The sequence below is a fragment of the Kribbella sp. NPDC051587 genome (assembly GCF_044453945.1).
Taxonomy (GTDB): domain Bacteria; phylum Actinomycetota; class Actinomycetes; order Propionibacteriales; family Kribbellaceae; genus Kribbella.
In genome coordinates this window covers 353767-377056 of sequence record NZ_JBITDE010000005.1, presented here as the reverse complement: position 1 = coordinate 377056, position 23290 = coordinate 353767, and the positions used below count along the sequence as shown (strand labels likewise).

The 23290-nt window shown below is 67.8% G+C and carries 23 protein-coding genes; 18 read left to right on the top strand and 5 right to left on the bottom strand.

Going from position 1 to position 23290, the window contains the following annotated elements; translation table 11 throughout:
- Positions 1-54 precede the first annotated feature (54 nt).
- Genes ACIA49_RS21060 through ACIA49_RS21050 form a run of 3 tightly spaced genes read left to right on the top strand, consistent with a single transcriptional unit; the run spans position 55 to position 2706 of the window.
- Complete coding sequence (locus ACIA49_RS21060) at positions 55-483, top strand: helix-turn-helix domain-containing protein (RefSeq protein WP_396378881.1); 429 nt, start codon at positions 55-57, stop codon at positions 481-483.
- Between the two features lie 23 nt (positions 484-506).
- A complete protein-coding gene (locus ACIA49_RS21055; protein WP_396378880.1) occupies positions 507-1283 on the top strand; it encodes a GNAT family N-acetyltransferase in 777 nt (258 codons plus the stop codon).
- 46 nt (positions 1284-1329) lie between these two features.
- On the top strand, positions 1330-2706 hold the full coding sequence (locus tag ACIA49_RS21050; RefSeq protein WP_396378879.1) for a purine-cytosine permease family protein: 1377 nt from the start codon (positions 1330-1332) through the stop codon (positions 2704-2706).
- A gap of 147 nt (positions 2707-2853) precedes the next feature.
- Here ACIA49_RS21050 and ACIA49_RS21045 read toward each other — a convergent pair whose 3' ends face one another.
- A complete protein-coding gene (locus tag ACIA49_RS21045) occupies positions 2854-5244 on the bottom strand; it encodes a Tex family protein (RefSeq protein WP_396378878.1) in 2391 nt (796 codons plus the stop codon).
- Positions 5245-5374: 130 nt separating this feature from the next.
- On the opposite strand from ACIA49_RS21045, the gene ACIA49_RS21040 reads away from it, so the two are divergent.
- Positions 5375-5758: a hypothetical protein gene (locus tag ACIA49_RS21040; RefSeq protein WP_396378877.1), complete on the top strand. Its 384-nt coding sequence runs from the start codon at positions 5375-5377 to the stop codon at positions 5756-5758.
- Complete coding sequence (locus ACIA49_RS21035) at positions 5755-6312, top strand: hypothetical protein (RefSeq protein WP_396378876.1); 558 nt, start codon at positions 5755-5757, stop codon at positions 6310-6312. Before ACIA49_RS21040 ends, ACIA49_RS21035 begins: the two co-directional genes overlap by 4 nt.
- A 27-nt stretch (positions 6313-6339) precedes the next feature.
- Here the strand turns inward: ACIA49_RS21035 and ACIA49_RS21030 are convergent, their stop codons facing one another.
- Positions 6340-7773, bottom strand: a complete 1434-nt coding sequence (locus ACIA49_RS21030) for an MFS transporter (RefSeq protein ID WP_396378875.1) — start codon at positions 7771-7773, stop codon at positions 6340-6342.
- A 51-nt stretch (positions 7774-7824) separates the two neighbouring features.
- Complete coding sequence (locus ACIA49_RS21025; protein WP_396378874.1) at positions 7825-8460, bottom strand: DUF624 domain-containing protein; 636 nt, start codon at positions 8458-8460, stop codon at positions 7825-7827.
- Positions 8461-8551: 91 nt separating this feature from the next.
- On the opposite strand from ACIA49_RS21025, the gene ACIA49_RS21020 reads away from it, so the two are divergent.
- The 7 genes from ACIA49_RS21020 to ACIA49_RS20990 all read left to right on the top strand — a co-directional run bounded on the left by ACIA49_RS21020 (position 8552) and on the right by ACIA49_RS20990 (position 15451).
- Positions 8552-9640, top strand: a complete 1089-nt coding sequence (locus ACIA49_RS21020; RefSeq protein WP_396378873.1) for a substrate-binding domain-containing protein — start codon at positions 8552-8554, stop codon at positions 9638-9640.
- On the top strand, positions 9615-10040 hold the full coding sequence (locus ACIA49_RS21015) for a hypothetical protein (protein WP_396378872.1): 426 nt from the start codon (positions 9615-9617) through the stop codon (positions 10038-10040). The genes ACIA49_RS21020 and ACIA49_RS21015 overlap by 26 nt, the downstream gene beginning before the upstream one ends.
- Positions 10037-11125, top strand: coding sequence for a hypothetical protein (locus ACIA49_RS21010; RefSeq protein WP_396378871.1), 1089 nt, complete (start codon positions 10037-10039; stop codon positions 11123-11125). The genes ACIA49_RS21015 and ACIA49_RS21010 overlap by 4 nt, the downstream gene beginning before the upstream one ends.
- Positions 11126-11252: 127 nt before the next feature.
- Entirely contained in the window at positions 11253-12533 is a 1281-nt protein-coding gene (locus tag ACIA49_RS21005; RefSeq protein WP_396378870.1) for an extracellular solute-binding protein, read from the top strand.
- The gene (locus ACIA49_RS21000) at positions 12530-13468 is read left to right on the top strand and encodes a carbohydrate ABC transporter permease (protein WP_396378869.1); all 939 of its coding nucleotides are present in this window, start codon (positions 12530-12532) and stop codon (positions 13466-13468) included. Before ACIA49_RS21005 ends, ACIA49_RS21000 begins: the two co-directional genes overlap by 4 nt.
- Complete coding sequence (locus ACIA49_RS20995; RefSeq protein ID WP_396378868.1) at positions 13461-14369, top strand: carbohydrate ABC transporter permease; 909 nt, start codon at positions 13461-13463, stop codon at positions 14367-14369. The genes ACIA49_RS21000 and ACIA49_RS20995 overlap by 8 nt, the downstream gene beginning before the upstream one ends.
- Before the next feature lie 308 nt (positions 14370-14677).
- Positions 14678-15451, top strand: coding sequence for a class I SAM-dependent methyltransferase (locus tag ACIA49_RS20990; protein WP_396378867.1), 774 nt, complete (start codon positions 14678-14680; stop codon positions 15449-15451).
- On the opposite strand, the gene ACIA49_RS20985 is transcribed toward ACIA49_RS20990, so the two are convergent.
- Positions 15418-16233 carry a nitroreductase/quinone reductase family protein gene (locus ACIA49_RS20985; RefSeq protein ID WP_396378866.1) on the bottom strand — a complete coding sequence of 272 codons (816 nt, stop codon included), beginning with the start codon at positions 16231-16233 and terminating at the stop codon, positions 15418-15420. The genes ACIA49_RS20990 and ACIA49_RS20985 overlap by 34 nt on opposite strands.
- A 178-nt stretch (positions 16234-16411) precedes the next feature.
- On the opposite strand from ACIA49_RS20985, the gene ACIA49_RS20980 reads away from it, so the two are divergent.
- The 6 genes from ACIA49_RS20980 to ACIA49_RS20955 all read left to right on the top strand — a co-directional run bounded on the left by ACIA49_RS20980 (position 16412) and on the right by ACIA49_RS20955 (position 22297).
- Positions 16412-16975 (top strand): TetR/AcrR family transcriptional regulator, encoded by a 564-nt coding sequence (locus ACIA49_RS20980; protein WP_396378865.1) that lies wholly within the window; start codon positions 16412-16414, stop codon positions 16973-16975.
- 49 nt (positions 16976-17024) lie between these two features.
- Positions 17025-17846: a class I SAM-dependent methyltransferase gene (locus tag ACIA49_RS20975; protein ID WP_396378864.1), complete on the top strand. Its 822-nt coding sequence runs from the start codon at positions 17025-17027 to the stop codon at positions 17844-17846.
- 4 nt (positions 17847-17850) lie between these two features.
- Positions 17851-18438, top strand: a complete 588-nt coding sequence (locus ACIA49_RS20970) for a histidine phosphatase family protein (protein WP_396378863.1) — start codon at positions 17851-17853, stop codon at positions 18436-18438.
- A 96-nt stretch (positions 18439-18534) separates the two neighbouring features.
- Entirely contained in the window at positions 18535-19773 is a 1239-nt protein-coding gene (locus tag ACIA49_RS20965; RefSeq protein WP_396378862.1) for a hypothetical protein, read from the top strand.
- A gap of 26 nt (positions 19774-19799) precedes the next feature.
- Positions 19800-21020: an AAA family ATPase gene (locus ACIA49_RS20960; protein WP_396378861.1), complete on the top strand. Its 1221-nt coding sequence runs from the start codon at positions 19800-19802 to the stop codon at positions 21018-21020.
- 77 nt (positions 21021-21097) lie between these two features.
- Entirely contained in the window at positions 21098-22297 is a 1200-nt protein-coding gene (locus ACIA49_RS20955) for a VWA-like domain-containing protein (RefSeq protein WP_396378860.1), read from the top strand.
- Here the strand turns inward: ACIA49_RS20955 and ACIA49_RS20950 are convergent.
- On the bottom strand, positions 22294-23241 hold the full coding sequence (locus ACIA49_RS20950; RefSeq protein ID WP_396378859.1) for an MBL fold metallo-hydrolase: 948 nt from the start codon (positions 23239-23241) through the stop codon (positions 22294-22296). The genes ACIA49_RS20955 and ACIA49_RS20950 overlap by 4 nt on opposite strands.
- Positions 23242-23290: the final 49 nt, after the last annotated feature.

Sequence of the window (23290 nt, the reverse complement as noted above, 5' to 3'; positions counted from 1 at the left end):
TATCCTGACAAAACAGAGATTGGCAAGACTGTTCTCTGGGAATAGACTCTCTCCGTGGAACTAGGTGAGGTACTCCGGGATCGCCGGAAGGCGGCCGGGCGCACGATCGCGTCGGTCGCGATGGACGCCGGCCTGTCCGTGCCCTACATCGCGAACCTTGAGAACGGTCGTGGCAACCCGACGGTCGCCGCGCTCGACCGGCTGGCCACGGCGCTCGGGGCTCAGCTCGAGGTGCGGATCGGCGAGGATGAGCCCACGCCAACCGCGTCGGTCGGTACCGAGCTGCTCGCCGGCTCGGAGCGGGCCGATCGTGTCGTCGCACAGCTCGCGGCCGGCGGGCGTCGTACCAGGGTGGCCGTTCGGGACGATTTGGTTCGCACTCTGGACGCGCTCGGCGACCTACTCGGGCAACCGCCCGCATCCGCCGACCTCGACCGGCTGCTGGATCTCGTCCTGCTGGCCGAAATCTCGTCGAGCCGATGACCGGGGCCGACTAGGGTCGGTTCATGCAGATCGGGGCGCGGATCGCGCGAGCACAGTTGAGCGGGTTGGGCAGATCGCGCCGGCAGATCGTGGTGGGGCCGTTGGTGGGCCTCCTGCACGACGAGGACACGTGGTTCCTGTCGACGATGGTCGCCGCCGAGCCCGGTACGCCGTTCGATCCCGACGAGGTGCGGGAGTCCCTGGCGATCGTCCGCAAGGCGTTCGGGGCCGAGGGCCGCTGGCTGAGTGCCGAGCTGATCGAGGAGGCGAACCCAGGACTCGCCGAGGAGCTCGAGGACAACGGGATGACGATCGTCTCCCGGCCGCCGCTGCTGGTCGTCGAGCCGGATGAGCTGGTGCAGCCCGTACTGCCGGCCGGCGTCACGGTTCGGGTGGTGACGTCGGACGCGGAGCAGGCCGACGGGAACGCGATCTCCGCGGATGCGTACGAGACCGAGGACGTGGGGTTCCCCTATCAGCCCGTCCTCGCGGATGGCGGTGCGGTCGTCGTGCGGGTCGACGGCGTACCGGCCGCGACGGCAGCCTGGACCGCGGTCGCCGACGGCGTCACCGAGGTGGCCGGGGTCGGCACGGTCCACAGTCATCGTCGGCAGGGGCTGGCCGGGATCGCCACGGCATACGCGACGCAGGCCGCCTTCGAGCAGGCCGGAGCCACACTCGCCTGGCTCACCCCGGGTGACGACGGGGCCGACCGGGTCTACCGCCGGGTCGGTTACACGCCGCAGGCGACCGCTGTACATCTCGGTGATCCAGGCGGCCATCTGGCCGACATGCGCTGACTGATTCCGCTCGCCACCGATCGGGGCTCGTGGCAACATCGCGGGCATGACTTCAGTGGTCGAGCAGCGGAGTATCGACGTCGTCCCGGCTGCTGAGCGGCACGGGACTCCGGTCAGCCAGTTCACGTTGTGGTTCGGCGCGAACATGCAGGTCACGGCGGTTGTCGACGGTGCGCTGGCGGTGGTGTTCGGAGCCGACGCACTGTGGGCCATCGTCGGTCTGCTGCTCGGCAACGTCCTCGGCGGCATCGTGATGGCGCTGCACTCCGCACAGGGTCCGCGGCTTGGATTGCCCCAGATGATCTCGAGCCGCGCCCAGTTCGGTGTGTACGGCGCCGTCGTACCGCTCGTCCTGGTCGTCGTCATGTACCTCGGCTTCGCCGCCACCGGGACCGTGCTCGCCGGCCAGGCGGTGAACAAGATCCTGCACGTCGGCCCGGCCGCTGTTGGGATCGTGCTCTTCGGGGCCCTGACTGCGGTCGTTGCGACGCTCGGATATCGCTGGATTCATCTGCTCGGTCGGCTGGCGACCGTCTGTGGCGTGCTTGGCTTTACCTACTTGGGAATCCGGCTGTTGGTCGTCTCGGACGTCGGCGCGTTGTTCGGTGCGAAGCCGTTCGACTGGGTGTCGTTCCTGTTGGCGATCTCGCTCGGCGCCGGCTGGCAGCTCACCTTCGGCCCGTACGTCGCGGACTACTCCCGCTACCTGCCCGCGGACACCCCCGAACGACACACCTTCCTCGCGACCTTCCTGGGCAGCGTGATCGGCTCCCAGTGGTCGATGACGCTCGGCGCCCTGGTCGCGGCCGGCGGTGCCGGCTTCCTGGCCAACCAGGTCGGCTACCTCGGCACGCTGGCCGGCCCGATCGCGATCCTGATCTACCTGGTGATCGTGATCGGCAAGCTCGCGGTCAACTGCCTGAACGCGTACGGCGGCTCGATGACGCTCCTCACCACCGTCACCGCCTTCAACCGAGCCACCCGCATCGGCCCCGCCGCGCGATCGGCGTACACGATCGGTTTTCTGTTGGTGTCGGTCCTGATCGCCCTCTTCGCCTCGAAGGACTTCCTGGACAACTTCAAGAACTTCGTCCTGGTCCTGCTGATGGTCTTCACCCCATGGAGCGCGATCAACCTGACCGACTACTACCTGGTCTCGCGCGAACGCGTCGACATCCCAGCCCTGTATGACGCTTCCGGCCGGTACGGCGGTTGGAACCTCACGGCCCTGGTCTCGTACGGCGTGGGGATCGTTGCCCAGATCCCCTTTCTCGCCCAGAAGCTCTACACCGGCCCAGTCACCGACGCGTTGGGCGGCGCCGACATCTCCTGGATCGTCGGCCTGCTGGTGACCACCGCCATCTACCTCCCCTGGGCCCGCCGCACCTCGAACCCACCCACCCAAACCATCCCCGCCCAGTGACCGAGCAGCCCCTGACGGGCGGCTGGTCGCGGCCCGGCGTCGTTAACGTCCGAAAGCACGCCGACCGCGCGCGCGGGTCCTTCGGACGTTAAGCGGGTTGGGCAAGGCAAAGGCCCCGGCTTGGTGAGCCGGGGCCTGCGGGTGGGGCTAGCGGACGGTGAAGCCGGCTTTGCGGAAGGCGTCGGCCAGGGAACCTTCGTCCATGGGGGTGTCGGCCTTCGGGGCGGCTTGGGCTGGGCGGCCGCCACGGTTGCCGCCGCCGGGGCGACTGCCTTGGTTGCCGCGACCGCCTTGGCCGCCACGGTTGCCGCCCTGACCGCCGCCGCGGTTCTCGCGCTGGCCGCCGCCGGAGGGCTTGCCGCCGCCGACCTCGTCGTCGAGGCGGAGGGTGAGGGAGATGCGCTGGCGGGGGATGTCGACCTCGAGCACCTTGACGGTGACGATGTCGCCGACCTTCACGACCTCGCTCGGGTCCTTGACGAAGTTCTTCGACAGGGCCGAGACGTGGGCCAGGCCGTCCTGGTGGACACCGATGTCGATGAACGCGCCGAAGGCGGCGACGTTGGTGACCTGGCCTTCCAGCTTCATGCCGGGCTTCAGGTCGGCGATCTTGTCGACGCCCTCGGCGAAGACCGCGGTCTTGAAGGCCGGGCGCGGGTCGCGGCCCGGCTTCTCCAGCTCGGCGAGGATGTCGGTGACCGTCGGCAGACCGAACATGTCGTCGACGAAGTCGGCCGCCTTCAGCCGCTTCAGCTCGGCCGAGCCGATCAGCGACTTCACGTCCGATCCGGTCGCGTCCAGGATTCGCCGTACGACGGGGTAGGCCTCGGGGTGCACGCTGGAGGAGTCCAGCGGGTCGTCGCCACCGGGGATCCGGAGGAAGCCGGCCGCCTGCTCGAAGGCCTTCGGGCCGAGCCGCGCCACGTCCTTCAGCGCCGAGCGGGAGGCGAACGGCCCGTTCACGTCGCGGTGCTGAACGATGTTGTCGGCCAGGCCCTGGGTGATGCCGGAGACCCGGGTCAGCAGCGGGGCGGAGGCCGTGTTCAGGTCGACGCCGACCGCGTTCACACAGTCTTCGACGACCGCGTCCAGTGAGCGGGACAACGCGTTCTCGGCCAGGTCGTGCTGGTACTGACCGACGCCGATCGACTTCGGGTCGATCTTCACCAGCTCGGCCAGCGGGTCCTGCAGGCGGCGCGCGATCGAGACCGCGCCCCGCAGCGAGACGTCCATCCCGGGCAGCTCCGCCGAGGCGAACGCCGACGCCGAGTAGACCGACGCGCCGGCCTCGGAGACGACGGCCTTGGTGAGCTTGAGCTCCGGGTGCTTGGCGATCAGCTCGGCCGCCAGCTTGTCGGTCTCGCGCGACGCCGTACCGTTGCCGATGGCAATCAACTCGACGTTGTGCGCGGCGGCCAGCTGGGCCAGCGTGGCGATCGACTTGTCCCACTGGTTCTGCGGGACGTGCGGGTAGATGACGCCGGTGTTGACGACCTTGCCGGTCGCGTCCACGACGGCGACCTTCACGCCGGTCCGGAAGCCCGGGTCGAGGCCCATCGTCGCGCGGGTACCGGCCGGGGCGGCCAGCAGCAGGTCGCGCAGGTTGGACGCGAAGACGCGGATCGCTTCTTCCTCGGCGACCTGACGCAACCGCATCCGCAGGTCGATGCCGAGGTGCACCAGGATCTTCGTCCGCCAGGCCCAGCGAACCGTCTCGACCAGCCACTTGTCGGCCGCGCGGCCCGCGTTCTCGACGCCGACCTTGCGGGCGATGGTGGTCTCGTACTCGGTCGGGCCGTCCGCCTCGACACCGGCCGGCAGCGGCTCGATGTTCAGCGTCAGCACGTCCTCCTTCTCGCCGCGGAACATGGCGAGGATCCGGTGCGACGGCATCTTGGTGAACGGCTCGTCGAACTCGAAGTAGTCGGAGAACTTCGCGCCGTCGGTCTCCTTGCCCTCGCGGACGACCGAGGCCAGCCGGCCCTGCGTCCACAGCCGCTCGCGTAGCGCGCCGATCAGGTCGGCGTCCTCGGCGAACCGCTCGACCAGGATCGCCCGCGCGCCGTCCAGCGCCGCCTGCGCATCCGGTACGTCGGCCGTCACGAACACCGCCGCGGCCGCCAGCGGCTCCACGGTCGGGTCGGCCATCAGCCCGTCGGCGAGCGGCTCCAGACCGTTCTCGCGGGCGATCATCGCCTTGGTCCGGCGCTTCGGCTTGAACGGCAGGTAGATGTCCTCGAGCCGTGCCTTCGTGTCCGCGGCCAGGATCGACGCCTTCAGCGCGTCGTCCAGCTTGCCCTGGCTCTCGATCGACTCCAGTACGGCGTTCCGCCGCTCGTCCAGCTCGCGCAGGTACCGCAACCGCTCCTCGAGCGTGCGCAGCTGCGCGTCGTCGAGCTCCCCGGTCACCTCTTTCCGGTACCGCGCGATGAACGGAACCGTCGACCCCTCGTCCAGCAGCGTCACCGCTGCCCGCACCTGGTTCTCGCCGACCTCCAGCTCCAAGGCGATCCGCTGCTCGACCGACTGCACCACCACGTTGCTTCCCCTTCAACGACAACTGTCCACCGAGCCACCCAACAGCTCACCCCCATCCTTCCCCATCCCACCCCCCACCCCGAAACCCGATCCCTCACCCTGTGGACAACTCCCGTGCCATCATCAGCTCGTGGGCCAGTTCGACAGCCAGCTCCAGCGCACCCTCCGACCACCGACCGTGGTGATGCGCGGCTTCCCGCTGTGCATTATCACGCTCTTCGTCGTGCGCGCCGTCGTGCGCCCCGATCTGGAGAGCATCCTGACCGCAGTCCTGTTCGCCGGGCTGCTGCTCCCCGACGTCATCGCCCCCACGCGATACCGCCCCTGGATCAGTTCCGTCGAGCACAACCACCCGCTCGTCGGCAATCTGGCGGTCGTCCTCATCGTCGGCTGCGGAGCCTTCCTCCTACTCCGCTCCTTCCTGGACCGCACCCCGAGCGCCCTCATCGCCGCCGCCCTGGCCCTGATCGCCGTCATCGCCGCCGCCCTCGGCCGCCGCCGTCGGACAGCGTGAGCGAAGACGTCGACTGGCCCGGCCGCGGCGGCACCTGGCTCGGCGTCCCCGCGGTTGTCGCGGTGCTCATCGGACTCGCGCTCTTCACGACTTCACACGACCGTCAGCAGCTCAGTCGTGAGTTGCTGAGGGGCGGTGGTGCGGCGGTGGCCTCATCAGTGCAGGTGGAGGTGGTAGGCCGGCGCGGGGCGCTGATCGAGCGACTGCAGGTCGGCTACACCACCGGCGACGGGCGGCAGCTGCAGGTCAACGTGTCCGACTACGACAGCGACTCGCAGGATATGGCGGAGGGTGTGCATCCGCCGGCGGCCGGCACCAGGTATGCGGCGCCACTCCGGGTGGTCTACCGGCAGTCCGACCCGTCGGTGGTGCTGGCCACGGTCGACGCGGAGAAGTGGGCTGCGGATGCGAACACACCGCGGTACGGATTCGCGCTGTTAGTTGTCGGCGCCGGTGGGGTCGTGTGGGCGCCGGTGATGCTGTCGCAGTCGGCTCGTCGGCGCGGACTGCCCTGGTGGAAGTGGTACGCCGCGGGGACGCGAAACTCCCCGTGACCACGTGGGTCGCGGGGAGTCGGCGTACTAGCTGTTTTTGGTGGGGCGCATGAAGTGGTAGGCGATGGCTACGGAGGCGGCGACGATGCCGGCGGCTACGGCGAAGGAGAAGTGGTAGCCGTTGGTGAGGGCCTGTAGCTGGTTGGGGCCGGTGGTGTGGGTGGCGGAGAGGGTGGCGAGGATGGCCAGGCCGAGGGCGGCGCCCACCTCGCCCATGGTGCCGATGAGGCCAGAGGCCAGGCCGGCGTCTTCGGGCTGTACGTCGGCCATGGACAGGCCCATCAGAGCGGGGAAGGCGATGCCGCCGCCCAGGCCGAGCAGGGTCAGGACGGGCAGGACGTGTACGACGTAGCTGCCGCCGACCGGGGCCTGGGTGAACAGGGCGAGTCCGGCGGTCACGAGGAGCAATCCGGCGATCAGGGGGCGTCGGGGGCCGAAGCGGGTGACCAGCTTCTCGGAGTACTTCACGGACAGCAGCCCCATGACCACAGTGGTCGGCAGGAAGGCCAGTCCGATCTCGAGAGCGTCGTACCCGAGCACTCGCTGCAGGTAGAGCGAGCCGAGGAAGAAGATGCCGAACATGCCCGAACTGGAGAGCGCCTGCACCAGGTTCGCGCCGGACAGGTTGCGGGAGCGGAAGATGCGCAGCGGTACCAGCGGGTTGGCGGCAGTCGCCTCGCGGACCACGAAGCAGAGCAGCAGTGTGATCGTCAGCAGCGTCAGGGCGATGGTCCGGCCCGCAGTCCAGCCCAGCTCAGCAGCCGGCTTCACGATGGTGAACACACCGAGCATGAGGGCCGCAGTGATCAGCACTGCACCCGGTACGTCGGTGCCGCGGCCCATCCCGAGGCCCTTGTCCTTCTCGATCAGCTTCACGGCCAGTGCGACGGTCAGAATGCCGATGGGCAGATTGACGAAGAAAATCCAGTGCCAGCTGATCGCCTGGGTCAGTACGCCGCCCGCGAGCAGGCCGATCGATCCACCGGCTGAGGCGACGAAGGCGTACATCCCGATCGCCTTGGCCTGCTCACGCGGCTCGGGGAACAGCGTGACGATCATGCCCAGGATCACTGCTGACGTGAGCGCACCGCCGACGCCCTGGATGAACCGGGCGATCACCAGCACCTCCTGCGAGGTCGCCAGTCCACACAGCACCGAGGCGATCGTGAAGACGACCAGCCCGGCGATGAAGATGTTGCGGCGACCGAGGAGGTCACCGAGTCGACCGGCCAGGAGCAGCAGCCCACCGAAGGCGATCAGATAGGCGTTCACCACCCACGCCAGTGAAGAGCTGGTGAAACCGAGGTCGTCCTGAATCGCCGGCAGCGCCACGTTCACGACGGTGACGTCGAGCACGATCATCAACATGCCTGCGCACAGTGTGTACAGAGCCAGCCAACGCGCGCGGCCGCCCTGCGTGGCCGGCGTGGTCGCCAGGGTGTCGGTCGTCGTCGCGTACATCTGGATCTCCTTCGTAACAGCGTCTCTACCCTTACGTCGAACCGGAGTGCCTCAGATTGACACGTCCCCCGAATCTTTTTCTTCAGCCTCGGTACGGCGTCGGCCGCCGCCCAGCCAGTAGGCGATGAGCGCCGGAACCAGACCGGACCCGATCACGAGCAGTGTCGGTACCTGCGACGCCAGCGCGAACCACGTCAGCAGAATGACCACTCCGCCCGCCACCGGCAGCGATCGCCGCAGCAGGAACAGATTCGCCTGCCGGAACACCGATTTCATCGATGCGTCGTCGCCGGCATCGCGCATGACCGCCAGGCCGCTCAGATAGAGCCCGATGATCATTCCGGTCAGCGGAACGAGGATCACGAGGGCGAAGATCCGCGCCGGCCCGCTGGCGTGCGCCCAGAACGTCAGCCCGAACGCGAGCATGACGCCGCCGAGATAGAGGCCGAAGCCGGACAGCCAGAACCGCTTGAACGCCCAGCCGAACTCGCGGAAGAACATCCGCATCAGGCCGGTCCGCTCCTGGCTGATCGCGTCCGGCAGTACCCGCTGCAGCGCGAACGCCGCCGGGAACAGCGTGATGATCCCGGCGCTCAGCACGAGGAAGGTCAACTGCAGCAGGAGCAGATCGCCGACCACTGTCAGTTTCGCCAACACCGCGTTGGTCCGGCCGCCGGCCTGTTCCACTGGTTCGCCTCCTGAGGTCGTGCGCATTCCGGATGGGCCTGGGTTGATCGTATGATCACAAACAATCATCAGAAACCACAGGGGAACGCGAATGCTTGCACCGGAGCGCCACGAGCTGATCCTGCGGAGCCTGCGCCGCCACGGCCGGCTCCGGGTGAACGAGCTGGTCGCCGAGCTCGGCGTTTCCGCGATCACAGTACGCCGGGATCTGGCCGAGCTGGACGGTGCCGGGCTGCTCCGCCGCGTGCACGGCGGCGCGATCGGCACCAGCCCGGCCGACCAGAGCGCGCCGGGCAGCCGGCTGACGATCGGCATCGTGGTCCCGAGCGCGTCGACCTACTACACCGACGTCATCCGCGGTGCCGAGGCAACGGCCGCCCGGTACGGCGCCCGCCTCGTCCTCGGCGTCTCCGGGTACGACGCGACCACCGAGCTGGAGCGGATCGAGAAGGTCCTCGGCGTCGGCGTCGCCGGCCTCCTCCTCAGCACCGCGTACGGCGACGGCGAGGCGCACCGGATCGGCACCCGCCTCGAGGACATCGACGTACCGCTGGTCCTGATGGAGCGCGCCTTCGGCTTCCCCGACATCGGTCGCGAGTACGACCACGTCCGCACCGACCACGCGTACGGCGCCATGCTCGCCCTGCGCCACTTCACGAACCTCGGTCACCGCCGGATCGCCATCAGCCTGCAACCCACCGTCACGGCGTACTGGCTCCGCCGCGGCATCGAAGAGGCAGCCGGCACGCTCGGTGTCGAGACCTACATCTCCCCACTGGAGCTCCCGCAGACCGGCGACGATCCCGCCTCGCTGGCTCAGCTCGACGCCTTCCTGACCGAGTGCGAAGCCTTCGGTTCCCGCGCCGCATTGATCCACTCCGACGAGCAGGCGGCGCGCCTGGTCGAACGCGCGATGGAACGCGGCCTCCGCGTCCCCGAAGACTTGGCCGTGGTCGTCTACAACGACGTCACCGCCGCCCTCGCCGTCGTGCCCCTCACCGCCGTCTGCCCACCAAAGTTCGCGTTGGGCGAGACCGCCTGCGACCTCCTCCTCCGCAACCTCCAATCCAAGCCCGGCCCAGTGCAGCATTTGTCACTGCTCCCGACGCTCAATCTCCGCTCCTCCTGCGGAGCCCGAACGGTAGATTCGCTGCATGGACTACGAGCAGTTCAAGGTTGAGAGCGAAAAGGTCTGGGACGTCCTCGACGAGAAGGTCCTCCCGCCGACCCTTCCGGACGACATCGCCCGCCTGAAAGAACTCGCCGCCACCATCGAAGATCCCAAGGAGCGCTGGCGCGCAGAAGGTCGCATCGAGAGCATCGAGGGCATCCTGCGGGAGGGCGAGCAAGGGAAGCAGGAGCCCTGGTCGGATGCGATGAACGAGGCGATCCGCGTACACCTCGAGGCGACCACGGACGAGAGCGGAACCGTGGCCGAGCGCGTCGCGCGCCTCGACGCGGCCATGGTGGCGATCGGCCGCATCGCCGACACCGCCCCGCCGGACGAGGCGTATGCGATCGTCGAGATGAACGAGTCGCTCCACATGCTCATGACGGCGCTCGATCCTGACGCCGGGTGAAGGTCACAACCTACGACCAACTGATGGCGGAGCAGGCCCGGGCCGCCGTCAAAACCTCCGGTGCCCACCACTCCTCGTGGAACGGCAAGGTCGGTGCCACAAATCCGGACCGCAAGGTGCACGGCGTCGCCGAGTGGGACCACACGATCAACTACTCCGATCGTACGGTGACCGCTCCGCTCAAGGAGATGTTCGCCAACGCCAGGGTCCACCACCAGACTCCGGAGACGCTGCGGTCCTATCGTTCGGCGATCAAGACCGTTCACCACGAGAACACCCACCTGCTCGCCGAGGACGGCACCGAGCCCGGCGACGGCAAGGCCGCGTTCCAGAACCTTCCGGAGCAGGCACTCGAAGAGGGCATCACCGAGGTCCACAGTTACGACACGCTGAACCAGTACATCGACGAGCTCGGGCTCGAGGAGATCGCGCCCGGGATCAAGTCGGTGGAGGCGCGCACGTCCTACGACCACTACACCCCCGCCGCGCGCCGCTTCAGCGAAGTCATCGGGCGTGAGGCAGGCGTCGAACCGTCCGAGGTGGTCCGGCGGCTCGCGGTCGTCAACGCGGAGCAGAAGTTCCGGGTGGCGGCGGAGATGCTCTACGAGAGCAGCGATCTGCCCGGCAAGGTACCCGAGCAGGAGCGCGACGCGGCGATCCGGCGGATCGAAGAGTCGATGAAGCCGTCGATGTCCGGCCTGAAGGCTCTGAAGGAAGAGCCTGATCCGGACAAGAAGCGCCGGACCTCGGCCAAGGCGGGTGCGGCGTCGGCCGAGGCAGGCCTGGCCGAGGTCGACAAGCTGAGCAAGGAGTGGGGGCAGCCGGCGCCGGAGGCTCGGGTAGAGCGGGCGGTGGCGGCTGAGCAGGGGCGGGAGAACGGGCAGGCTCCGCAGGAGGCCGGACCGCAGGCGACCGATGGCGCGACGCCGCCGGAGCTGCCCGCCGACCTGGCGACCGCCGTACATGCGAGTCGGTCTGGGTCGGAGCCGCTGAGCTCGGCCAGCCGGTTGGGCGAGGACCGGATGGGGTCTCGGCGGTCGGGGACTCAGGCGTCTCCTGAGCGTGGGCCTGAGCTGCAGCGCTGACCGCTGCGCGGAACTCTGATCACTCGAGTTCCGGAACTGATCGAAAGTGATCATTCGAGCGTTGAGGTCTTGACGAGGAAAGCCCTTTCCCATACTTTCGCTGCACTTGATGCGAAGGAGTTCCCCTGTGAGACGTTCCGTGGGACTGACGTTGCTGGCCGCGGCCCTTGCCGTTGTGGTCAGCAGTTGTGGTAGCGGGGTGATCGACAAGAGCACGGACGGCGTGCCGCCGGCCGAGGCCACCGGGACGCTGCGGGTGCTGCTCCCGTCGTTCCCGCCCAGCAACGAGGGGCGGCAACAGTTCCAGAAGGTCGTCGACGACTTCCACAAGGCCTATCCGAAGATGAAGGTCGAGCCGGACTTCGCGACGTACAACAACCTGAACGAGAAGATGTCGACCTCGATCGCGGCCGGCATCCCGTACGACGTGATGGTGACCGGCGTCGGCTGGATCCAGCCGTTCGCGTCGAAGCGGATCTTCGCCGACCTCGGCGAGTTCGGGCTGACGCCGGACGTGATCAAGGAGAAGAGCCTTGAGGCGCTGATCCCCGCGGTCACCTACGACGGCAAGATGTACGGCTATCCGCTGCTCGCGGACACCCGGGCGGTGGCGCTGCGCAAGAGCGCGTTCATCGAGGCCGGGCTGGATCCGGAGAAGCCGCCGACGTCGCTGGCCGAGATCAAGGTCGCGGCCGAGAAGCTGACCAAGCGGGACAAGAGCGGCAACATCACCCGGAGCGGGTTCGACCTCGCGTCGGCCACCGGTTTCCGGCAGTCGTTCACGACGTTCCTCGCCTCGACCGGCAAGCCGCTCTACATCGGCGGCGAGCCGAACTTCGACAACAAAGAGGGCCTCGACACCCTGCTGTGGATCAAGTCGATGATCAACAACGTCCAGCCGTACGGTCAGGTGAACGCCGCCCAGCAGCCGCTCGTCTACTCGGGCGAGGCCGCGATGGGGATCGTCGGCGGCGCGGTCGACTGCTCGACCGGTGGCAAGGGGATCGGCCAGAAGACCTGTGACGACTTGAAGTTCTTCCGCTTCAACAGCGGCAAGGAGATCGAGTACATGGGTGGCGACCTCGCCTCGATCGGGTCCCGCAGCCGGCACAAGGAAGCGGCCTGGTCGTTCATCCAGTCGATGACGCAGCCGAGCACGCTCGACGCGATGGCCAAGCTGAACAAGAAGCTCCCGGCGTACAAGGACGCGGCCAACTCGCCGCAGGCGAAATCGAACCCGCTGAGCAAGTTCGTCGCCGAGGGTCTGGACAAGGCCGCGAACGAGAACGAGGTCCCGCCGAACTGGCTCGAGATGCGGGGCAACTTCGACATCCAGCTCACCCAGGCGGTCCTCGGACAGAAGGATCCCGCGAAGGTGCTGCACAACCTGGCAGGACAAAGCCGATGAGCACAACACTCGAGCGCCCGGCGCTCGCGGCCTCGCGCAAGTCCGAGGCCGCCAAGGACAAAGGCACGCTGACCCGCAGTCAGGTCCGGACCGGCTGGGCGCTGCTGGCCCCCGCTCTGCTGCATTCGGGCATCTTCATCGTCATCCCGGTCATCTCGGTCCTGGTGCTGAGCCTGACCGACTACAGCTTCGGTGACACCTGGTCCTGGGTCGGTTTCGGCAACTACAGCGAGCTTTTCCGGGACGTCGACTTCCTCGCGGCGCTGTGGCACACGGTGCTGTACGCGCTGATCGTGATCCCGATCTCGATGGCGATCTCGCTCGCCGTCGCGCTCGGCCTGAACCAGAAGATCCGCGGGATCGGCTTCTTCCGGACGGCGTTCTACGTCCCGACCGTCACCGCGACGGTCGCGGTCGCGACGATCTGGCTGTGGATCTACAACCCGGGTTCCGGCCTGGCGAACGGGTTCCTCAGCCTGTTCGGCTTCGCGCCGAACCGCTGGCTGGCAGACCCCGGTACGGCGCTGGGCTCGCTGATGGTGGTCGGTATCTGGCAGGGCCTCGGCACCAAGATCATCATCTACCTGGCCGCGTTGCAGGGCGTGTCCCGCGACCTGCTCGAGTCGGCCGACATCGACGGCGCCTCGCGGTGGCAGAAGTTCCGCAACGTCACGCTGCCGGCGCTCGGCCCGGTGCAGTTCTTCGTGCTGATCACGTCGATCGTCGGCACGTTCCAGGTCTTCGACCTGGTCTATGTGATGACGCGCGGCGGGCCCGGCAGTGAGACCCGTGTGCTGGTGCTCGACATCTACCAGAACGCGTTCCAGGACCTGAAACTCGGCTACGCGTCCGCCGAGACCGTGATCATGATGATCGTGATCGCCGTCTTCATCGGTGTCGGGCGCCTGCTCCAGAGGGCGGATACCAATGACTAGCGCCACGTTGCCGGCGGTCGCTCAGGCCTCGACCAAGCCGTCGGCGGTCCGGCCCGGCCGGATCCTGCTGTACGTCGTCCTGGTGATCGGCGCGCTGTTGATGGTCACACCGTTCCTGTGGATGGTGCTGACCGCGTTCAAGAGCGAGTCCGAGATCCTCAAGTTCTCGTGGTTGCCTGGTGAGCTGCGCTGGAGCAACTTCAGCGAGGCGATGCAGACCGCGCCGTTCCTGCGCTACTTCCGCAACAGCGCACTGATCGCGATCGGCGAGACGGCGTTCACGCTGGTGGTCTGTACGACGGCCGGGTACGCGCTGGCCAAGAGCCCGCTGCGGGGCGGCAAGGCGCTGCTCGGCTACTTCATCGTGCTGCTGCTGGTGCCGTTCCAGATCATCCTGGTGCCGCTGTTCATGATCGTGAAGTCGATCCCGCTGTTCGGCGGCAACAACATCGTCGGCCAGGGCGGGATCGGTTGGCTGAACTCCTGGTGGGGCCTCATCATCCCGCTCGGCGCCGCGCCGTTCTTCACCTTCCTGGCCCGGCAGTTCTTCGTCTCGCTCCCGGACGAACTGGCCCAGGCGGCCCGCGTCGACGGCCTCGGTGAGTTCGGCATCTTCTGGCGGATCATGACCCCGCTGATCAAGCCGGCCCTGATCACCATCGCCGTCTTCCAGATCGAAGCCGCCTGGAACGGATTCCTCTGGCCACTGATGATCACCACCTCGGACGAGATGCGCCCACTCCAACTGGGGCTGGCGATCTTCTCCCAGAACCCGGCCGAGATCCAATGGCCCTACCTGATGGCCGGTACGGCGCTCGCCACCCTGCCGATGATCATCCTCTTCGTCTTCGCCCAGAAGCGCTTCGTCGAAGGCATGGCCAACGTCGGCATCAAGGGCTGACCGGCGCCGACAAAAGAAACAGGTGCTCACCCCGCCCCGGGTGAGCACCTGTTCGTTTCCCCCCAACGTTCGGTGATCCCGAAGAAGCACCGGAGCGTCCCGCTGGCCCCCCAACCGGCACGCTCACCCGTTTATCGTCACGGTCAGCCGTCCGTTACACCTCCCGTACGGTTTTTTCGCCGTTTCCCCGAACGATTTCCCCCAATACCCACCATCTTCCAAAAATCGTCACGTCACGCACGGTTACACTGACACTGGGTAGTCAAAATTCGGTAGCGACCGGTCAGATGCGCTGACAAGGTCGGGGGATGGACGAGGTGGTGCGGGGTAATCGGGTGGTTTGGGAGCAGGCTTCGACGAAGCATGTTCGGGAGTACGACGAGTTGCTGGAGCAGGCTCGGGGTGGGGTGGGGCTGTTTCCGCGGGAGCTGGAGTTGTTGGGGACGGTGCTCGCGGGTGGGCCGACGGTGGTGCATTTTCAGAGCGGGCATGGGGTGGACGATCCGGCGTTGGTGCGGGCGGGGGCTCGGCTGGTGGTGGGGGTTGGCTACAGCGTGGTGGCGGCGGGGGCTTCCCAGCGGCGGGCTGTGGAGGTCGGCGTACCGTGCCGATACGTTGCGGCGGAGGTGTCCGGCGTACCGGTGCGGGACGGGTGTGCGGATCTGGTGTACACCGGCAAGGGCGCGGTGATCTGGATGCGCGACATCGACGCGTGGGCGCGGGATGTGGCGCGGGTGTTGCGGCCGGGCGGCAGTCTCTTCGTGTACGACGCGCATCCCGCGGTGCCGTTATGGACATGGGACGAGGACGAGCCGCGAATCCGTCCGGACCGCAGCTACTTCGCCGAATCGCATGTGAACGACACGTTCCCCGGCAACGGCGCTCGGGAATGGCAGTGGACACTCGGTCAGCTCGTCACCGCGATCGCGCGCGCGGGACTACAGCTCGACGTACTGGAGGAGTACGCCGAGCCGTTCTGGCGGCCGAGCGACGGGACCACGGCTGCTGCGTGGTCCGGTCGCTTGCCGAATGCCTATGCGCTACTGGCTCACAAGAACGCCAGCAGTGCTGCCTCTTCGTGATCCAGGTGGGCGGTGAGGAGGGCGACGATGCGGTCGACCTCGGGGAGCAGGTTGGGCTGAGGTGTCTGGAGGAGTTTCTCCAGCTCCTCCAGGTGTACGGCGAGTTGGTCGTGCTCGGTGATGAGTGCGGTGATCTCGTCGGCGAGCTCGGGGTGTTGTTGGAGCAGTGCGGGGAAGACGCCGGCGGACTCACCGGTGTGGTGATGGTGCAGTCCTTGGCACAGCGTGAGGCAGTTGACGCGGAGTTGCGCGCCGACTCCCGCCGTACCGGAGGTGGCGACCTCTTCGCGGATCAACGCGAGCTCGCGCCGGAACGCCGTGTGGATCCGGATGAGCAAGTCCGCGAACGAACCGCCACCACGCGGCGGCCCGATCTGCTTCTGGGTCAGGGCGATCACCGGGATCGCGCGCGTCGTACCGGCCTGGTATTCACCCCAGCCCGCGTTTGCCTCGACGAGGCGGTCGAAGACCTCGTCCCGTTCGGTTCCTTCGAGCGGTACGGCGTCCGCCTGGTAGGTGAACAGGCCGGTCTCGACGGTGACCTCGGGGGTGGTGAGCAGGTTGAGGTACCAGTCCGGGTGCTTGTCGGAGCCGCCGGCCGAGCCGACGACGAGCACCCGGTCGCGGTCCGGGTAGTACGCGATGATCGCGGTGTGCGGCCGGCCCGTACGGCGGCCAGTCGTTGTCAACAGCAACATTCTTCCGCCCGCGAACGGCCCGCTCAGCCGGCCGTCGTTCGCGCGGAACTCAGTGATCAGTGCATCGGTATAAGGGTTCGGCATTCTCTTCTCTCGGTTGGGGGGTACTGCGCTGGTGCTGGGGAGAGAGAAGCGAGGGCGGCCCGCGGGCGGCCCCTTCGGCGCTCAGAGAGCGACCGGGAACCCAACTCGTGAATGGCTTTTCGCCGACCCGGTAGTCACGTGTCAGATGATAACCGGCCGAAGAGTTCACAATGGCCTCGTGACCGAGACCCCGCTGCGCGATCGCCTGGTCCAGGCCGGCGTCGAACTCCTCGAGTCCGAGGGGCTGGCGAACCTGACCCTGCGCGCGATCACCCGCCGTACCGGCGTCTCCCACGGCGCACCGCGCCGCTACTTCCCCACCCACAACGCCCTGCTGGCCGCCATCGCCGCCACCGGCCTCGCCGACCTCGCCACCTGCCTCGCCCTGCCGGCCGACGGATCGGTCGAGGACCGCCTGGTCGCGGCCGCCGAGCGCTACCTCGAGTTCGCTGCCGACCGCCCTGGCATGTTCGACCTGATCTTCCGCCACGACCTCCTCGAAGGCGCCGGCGGCAACCTCCGCGCCCAGTCCCTCCCGCTCCTGCAGACCTTCATCGACCTGGTCGCCGAATCACACCCCGCAGACGCCCAACTCCGCGCCGTAGCTCTCTGGACCAACCTCCACGGCCTAGCCACCCTCCGAGCCACCAAAACCCTCGACCTCCTGGACGATCTGGACGTCTCCACGCTGGTCTGTCAGGTCGTCCGCACCCACCTGACCCTCAGTAGCCCATCCACGTAGAGGGGTAGCCAGGACGCGGGAACGTCGTACGATCGAACGGGGGTGTCACATGGACAGTTCGGATGCGGTCTTCGTAGGGTCGATTCCCGAGTTCTACGACGAGTACATGGTGCCGATGATCTTCGCGGTGTACGCCGAGGATCTGGCGCGCCGGGTCGCGGAGCTCGCGCCGGACCGGGCGCTGGAGATTGCCGCGGGGACGGGCGTGGTCACGCGGGTTGCGGCGCGGCTGTTGCCCGAGTCGGTGGAGCTGGTGGCAACGGACCTGAACCAGGCGATGCTCGATCGCGCCGAAGCGATCGGTACGACGCGACCGGTGCGCTGGCAGCAGGCTGACGCGATGGACCTGCCGTTCGAATCCGCGAGTTTCGACGTGGTGTTCTGCCAGTTCGGCGCGATGTTCTTCCCGGACAAGGCGCAGGCCTTCGCCGAGATGCGCCGCGTCCTGCGTCCCGGCGGCACGCTGCTGTTCAACGTGTGGGACCGCATTGAGGACAACGAGTTCGCGGCCACCGTCATGAGCACTCTCGCCGACCTGTACCCGACCGACCCGCCACAGTTCATGGTCCGCACACCCCACGGATACTTCGATCTCGACGCCATCGCCCACGACCTCACCACCGCCGGCTTCACCAGCACTCCCCACCACGAGACGATCACCGCCCGCAGCCGCGCCACCTCAGCCGAAGCAGTGGCCATCGCCTACTGCCAAGGCACCCCAGTACGCGCCGAGATCGAAGCCCGCGCCACCCCAGATCTCGCCACCGCCACCACGGCCTGCGCCAAGGCCCTCAGCGACCGCTACGGCACAGGCCCCCTGGAAGGCAAAATCCAAGCCCACATCATCACCATCGAAAGCCCAGCAGAATAGGGGCATGTCTGACGAGGTGACTGTGATTGACCTGCTGCCGCATTGCTCCTCGACGCCGCGGGGGGAGTGGGCCGGGGCTAATGATGAGCGGCCGTTGAGTGAGAAGGGGTTGCGGGAGGCGGAGGTTTTGGCGGCGGTGGCTGCTGAGGGTGTGCGGGGTGTTTACACGAGTTCGGCGCTGCGTTGCCGTCAGTCGGTGGGGCCGTTGGCTGCGGCGGCTGGGGTGCCGGTCACTGTTGATGAACGGCTTCGGGAGGGGTTCGACGAGCCGGCGGACTGGGTTGGCGGGGTGTTCGCGCCTATCGGGCAAGCCTTGGGTGGGGCGTGGACGGCGGCGCGCGGGGTCGCCGTACTGGGTGAGGTCGCTGCTCGGCATCGGGGTGGTCGGGCGGTCGTCTGCTCTCACGGTGACTTGATTCCCGTGGTGCTGGCTCACCTGGCGTCTACCCACAGTTGCTCGCCGCCGACGATCGTTGACCGGGGTGGGTGGTTCCGTCTGACCTTCGCCTCGGACGGTCTGTCGATGGTCGGCCTTCACCCATCACGCATGACAGATCCTTCGTGTGGTGCTTATGATTCCGGGGATGAATAACTTCTCGTGTGGATCGGGGGAATCGTTCGCGCCAGGTGAGTGCTGATGCACCACTCCGCGAATCCGGTTTCATCCCGCCTGTTGATGTGGCGGCGCGTGCGTGAGTACGCCGTACCGCCGTCCATGATCGAGACAGCCACCGTACGACGTTCGGTGGGTGACTGGGCCGGCGCTTGTGCTGCAGCCCGTCTGGATGTCGATCTCGATCTGCGCGCCGTGCGCGACCGTCACGGCACCGAAGTCGTCAACCTGCTGCGAGCGGATCTCCGGCGGTTGGCGCCCGATCTGTTGCGCTGGCACATGCCTCGGATCGCTCCCGACGGCCTGCTTCGGCCGGGACTGACCGTCTCACTATGTCGCTATCCAGGCCTGCAGTTGGTCGTGCGGACGCCGCCGGCGTGGGCGGATGCCGGCCAGCGAATGTCGCTGGGATTGTGGGAGGTCGGTGCCCCGAGCAACCATCCGCATCCCAGTCGGCGTTTCCGCCTCGACCTGCATCGGCATCTCTGGGATTCATCCCGGTACGGCGAACTCGCGCGGCGCTGCGGTGTGGGTAGAGCGGCGTGGGCTGCGGAGGCCGAGTTGCTGCTGGGTCGTCCCAGTGGGTTTTTCACCGTGCGGCTCAGTGCACGGCACCACGTGGTCCTCGAATTGGTTGCTCCTGACAACAGTCATGTGCCGACGCTCCGGTCGGCGGCGCGTCCGGAGGTTGCGGAGCTCCCGATGCTGCCGGACGCTGCTGTCCGGGTCCTCCCTGATCTGGAGCTCCTGCAGGCCGGACTGATCACGTCTGACCAGCTGCATCCGCTCGTCGCGGCCGCACTGCCGGTGAGCGACTCGGCCGCTGCGACCACGACGCCCGGCGACGATCCGCATCGGGTGGAGTGTCGGGGTGAGATCCATCGGATCGCGCTGCGCGACGGAGTGCTGGCGGCGGTCGATCACGACCCGGTAGAGCTGCGCCGCGAAGAGTTGCTGGTGGCGCTCGGCGGTCCCGCATTGCCTTGCCTGCAAGCGATTGACGCGGTGCATCGCGATCCGGACGACCTGCCCGCCGTCCGCGAGCGGATCGATCACGGTGACTTCGCCGGCGCGCTGGACGTGATTGAGCGGCTGCTCGGCGCCGGTGCGATCCTGCGCGACGGACCGCTTCGGGAGGAGCTGGAATCGGCTGCTGCCCGTTGTGTCGACCACGGTCTCTTCCGTGCGGACCTGCGGTTCGCTGGGCGGGCCTTCAACTCCAGGTACGCGTCAGGCGGCTTCGACCGCCGTACGCGCGCCACGCTGCGCCCGAAGCGCGCCAGCCGGGTACGGCGTCGTACCGACCTGTCCTGACCTCAACCAAACACCAGGTGATGCTTATGACTACTGCCCTGCCCGCTTCCCGTCTCACGGTCGCAGAGGACCTCCTTGGCCTGCTGCGGCTCACTACCACCGAGCCGCGTCCCGACGAACAGCTCGAAGCCCTCACCCTTGCCGTCGCGGCTGACCTGCCTGTCCTGCTCTGGGGCGAGCCAGGCATCGGTAAAACCGCTGCCCTCACTCAGCTTGCCGCCTCCCTCGACCTGCCGCTGACGACCGTGATTGCGAGTGTCCACGAGCCCACTGACTTCTCCGGGCTCCCCATCGTGGGCGACAACCCAACGGAGCAAGGGGTGCCGATGGCACCGCCGCAATGGGCAGTGGAGCTTGTGAAGGCCGGGCGTGGGCTGCTGTTCCTGGACGAGCTGTCGACGGCAACCCCGGCCGTTCAGGCCGCACTGCTCCGCGTTGTCCTGGAACGGCGAGTCGGAGCACTGCAACTGCCGCCAGGAGTACGGATCGTGGCAGCTGCCAACCCGCGTGCCTCGGCGGCGGACGGGTGGGAGCTGAGCCCGCCGCTGGCGAACCGTTTCGTCCATCTCTACTGGGTGCACGACCGAGAGGTAGTGGTGCGCGGTCTGGGCGGGACCTGGCCCCGGGCGGAGCTGCCCTTGCTGGTCCCCGAGCGGTTGCCAGAGGCAGTGGCCTATGCCCGCCGTGCAGTCTGCAGCTTCCTCGAAGCGCGGCCCACACTGATTCACCGGCTACCGACCACTGAGACCCGCCGCGGTGGAGCTTGGCCGTCTCCCCGGAGCTGGGAGGCCGCGCTGACTCTCCTAGCCTTCGGTACGGCGGCCGCCGCGTCCCGGGACGTCTTGGCGCTGCTGGTGCGTGGAACGGTGGGGGACGGGCCAGGGCTCGAACTCCTCGCTCATCTCGACCGGATGGAGCTACCGGACCCGGAGTCCCTGCTGGCCGATCCAGCTGCCGCCGAGCTGCCTGAGCGCGGCGACCTGCGGCAGGCCGCGCTGGAAGCAGTCATAGCCGCCATAGGTGCACAGCCGGAGCGCGCTCGCTGGGAGGCGGGCTGGGCGGTGCTGATCCGGGCGCTGGAGACCGGCCTACCGGATCTGTTGGTCGCTCCCGCGATGGCGCTCGCCGCACTGCGCCGCGACGACTGGGAGGTGCCCGCAGCGGTCGAGCGGCTCACCGGAGTGGTTGGCCTCTCCCAGACGGCTGACCAGTCGGTACGGCGCACCGCAGTGGTGGCGGGCCGATGACGGGGAACCCAGTACCTCGGCCGATGCCCCCACGACCCGTACGAACCGCCGTACGGGACTCTGGGGTCCCACTGGACATGGAGAAACTCCTGGCCGCTCGGCTGCATGCAGTGAAGGTCCGGCCCTATCTGGCCGGCGCACTCTTCGCACTGCAGGTGGTGGAAGACCGGACGGTGCTGACGATGGCAGTGGATGCGCACTGGCGTTGCTACGTCGCTCCCGGCTTTGTGCTGCGCACCCCGGTGGAGGAGCTTGCCGGGGTCTGGGTGCACGAGGTCTCCCACCTGCTCCGAGACCACCATGGGCGCGGAGAGCGGTATGCGCGGGAGCAATCGGCGTACGGGCCTGGTGAGCGGCTACGGCGGAACATCGCTGCCGACTTCGAGATCAACGACGACATCTACGGTGACGGTCTGCCCCAGCCCGCCGGCGCGGTGCTGCCCTCGCTGCTGGAGCTACCGCAGGGGTGGCTGATGGAGGAGTACCTGCGCAGTACGTCGATGTCCGGGCTACCGGTAGAGCTGTCGTGGCTGGACTGTGGCAGCGGGGCAGACGGGCACACCCGGCCGTGGGAACTCGGTCCAGACGGAGCGAACGGTCTGAGCAGGCAGGAGCAGGATGCGGTCCGCTACCGGATCGCAGCGGGGATCAGGGCCCGGCCGGGTGATGCACCGGCGGGTTGGCGGCGATGGGCGGACGAGGCGTTCCACCCACCACAGCCGTGGCGACAGTTGCTAGGGGCGGCGATCCGCTCCGCGGTCAGTGCACCTGGAGTGGGCGATGACCACACCTACCGTCGTCCGTCTCGCCGATCCGCTGCGCTCCCCGGAGTGCTGCTGCCCAGCCTGCGCCGGATGCCGCCCCGCGTGTGCATCGTGATCGACACGTCGGGCTCGGTGAGCGACGGGGAGCTAGGCAGTGCGCTGCTGGAGGTGGCGGCGATCTCACGGGCGGTGGGCGGCCGGCGCGACCTGGTGTCGGTGATCTCGTGCGACGCGGCGGCAGGGGTCGCCGTACCGATCTGTCGAGCTGAGCACCTCGAGCTGATGGGAGGTGGGGGCACAGACCTGCGGTCCGGGTTCGCTGAGGGGCTCCGGTCGCGCCCGGACGTGATCGTCGTTCTGACCGACGGCCAGACCCCGTGGCCCTCCGCACAGCCGCGGTGCCGCACTGTCGTCGGTCTCTTCGCCCGGCCGGCGAGGGCAGTGGATGAGGACGATCCGGAGTACACGCCGGACGCCCCACCGCACTGGGCTCGCGTAGTCGCCATTGGCTAGGGGTGGATCTGCAGGCCGATTCCGAGGTCGAGGCGCATGGACTCGAGGATGACGAAGACGGTGCTGGTGATGAAGACGTCCGCAGCACCGAGCACTCCGGAGTACTTCTTGACGACGGGTGCGGCGGCTTGCGCGGAGGCGGTGTCGAGGTAGCCCTTCACCGCGGCCCACGCGTTGTCGCCGTACCGGGCGTAGAAGGGCATCGGGTCGACTGTGGCCAAGGCAGTGCGCACGTTTTCGACGATGTCCGCGAGGTACTGCTTGTGCAGATCCAGGTCTTCGCGCGTACCCGGCCGGCCGAGGTGGCCGCCGATGAAGTGCTTCCACGGGTAGGCCAGGGCGAGGTCCGGCGCGGCGAGCGAGCCCGGTACATCGACGTTCACGTTGAAGCCGGCGAAGGAGGCCCAGCCGGGGATGACGACGTCGATCAGCATCATCGTCTCGTGGTCGGGCAGGTGGATGTAGATGTTGTCGGGGGTGTGGTTGGAGCCCTGCCAGGCGAGGTTCACGCGTTCGCCGCCGACCTCGAGGGTGTGCTTGGCGTCGAAGGTGAGGTCGGGGGTCGGGCGCGCCGGGTCGTCGGCGCGGAGCAGCAGGCGCTTGGTCTCGGCGTGGCCGACTCGGACGACGTCGCGGCCGAAGAGCGACGAGGCGCCGATGTGGTCGGCGTGGTGGTGTGAGTAGACGATGTGGGTCACCTTGTTGGACACGCCGTTGTCCGACGCGATCCGGTCGATGGCCCGCTGCAGGTTGTGGCCGAGCGTCGGGGGCGCGTCGAAGAGCACGACGCCGTCCGGTGTGGTCAGGAACGCTGCTTGGTAGCCGCTGTCGGTGACCCAGTAGAGGTTCTTCTCCACCCGCCCGACGTAGAAGCCCTGTTCGTTCATGGCCGGGCCGAGTGAAGAGTGCGGCACCGGTGCGTAGTCCGGGAGTTCTGTTGTCATATGGCCAGCGTCGCCACCGGCCAGGTGAGCAGGCATCACCTGAATCAGG

Excerpts from the sequence above, each read along its gene's own strand:
- ACIA49_RS21055 (WP_396378880.1), top strand. The coding sequence starts at position 507 with ATGCAGATCGGGGCGCGGATCGCGCGAGCACAGTTGAGCGGGTTGGGC.
- ACIA49_RS21050 (WP_396378879.1), top strand. The coding sequence starts at position 1,330 with ATGACTTCAGTGGTCGAGCAGCGGAGTATCGACGTCGTCCCGGCTGCT.
- ACIA49_RS21030 (WP_396378875.1), bottom strand. The coding sequence starts at position 7,773 with ATGTACGCGACGACGACCGACACCCTGGCGACCACGCCGGCCACGCAG.
- ACIA49_RS21020 (WP_396378873.1), top strand. The coding sequence starts at position 8,552 with ATGCTTGCACCGGAGCGCCACGAGCTGATCCTGCGGAGCCTGCGCCGC.
- ACIA49_RS21015 (WP_396378872.1), top strand. The coding sequence starts at position 9,615 with ATGGACTACGAGCAGTTCAAGGTTGAGAGCGAAAAGGTCTGGGACGTC.
- ACIA49_RS21000 (WP_396378869.1), top strand. The coding sequence starts at position 12,530 with ATGAGCACAACACTCGAGCGCCCGGCGCTCGCGGCCTCGCGCAAGTCC.
- ACIA49_RS20995 (WP_396378868.1), top strand. The coding sequence starts at position 13,461 with ATGACTAGCGCCACGTTGCCGGCGGTCGCTCAGGCCTCGACCAAGCCG.
- ACIA49_RS20990 (WP_396378867.1), top strand. The coding sequence starts at position 14,678 with ATGGACGAGGTGGTGCGGGGTAATCGGGTGGTTTGGGAGCAGGCTTCG.
- ACIA49_RS20985 (WP_396378866.1), bottom strand. The coding sequence starts at position 16,233 with ATGCCGAACCCTTATACCGATGCACTGATCACTGAGTTCCGCGCGAAC.
- ACIA49_RS20975 (WP_396378864.1), top strand. The coding sequence starts at position 17,025 with ATGGACAGTTCGGATGCGGTCTTCGTAGGGTCGATTCCCGAGTTCTAC.
- ACIA49_RS20970 (WP_396378863.1), top strand. The coding sequence starts at position 17,851 with ATGTCTGACGAGGTGACTGTGATTGACCTGCTGCCGCATTGCTCCTCG.
- ACIA49_RS20960 (WP_396378861.1), top strand. The coding sequence starts at position 19,800 with ATGACTACTGCCCTGCCCGCTTCCCGTCTCACGGTCGCAGAGGACCTC.
- ACIA49_RS20955 (WP_396378860.1), top strand. The coding sequence starts at position 21,098 with ATGGAGAAACTCCTGGCCGCTCGGCTGCATGCAGTGAAGGTCCGGCCC.
- ACIA49_RS20950 (WP_396378859.1), bottom strand. The coding sequence starts at position 23,241 with ATGACAACAGAACTCCCGGACTACGCACCGGTGCCGCACTCTTCACTC.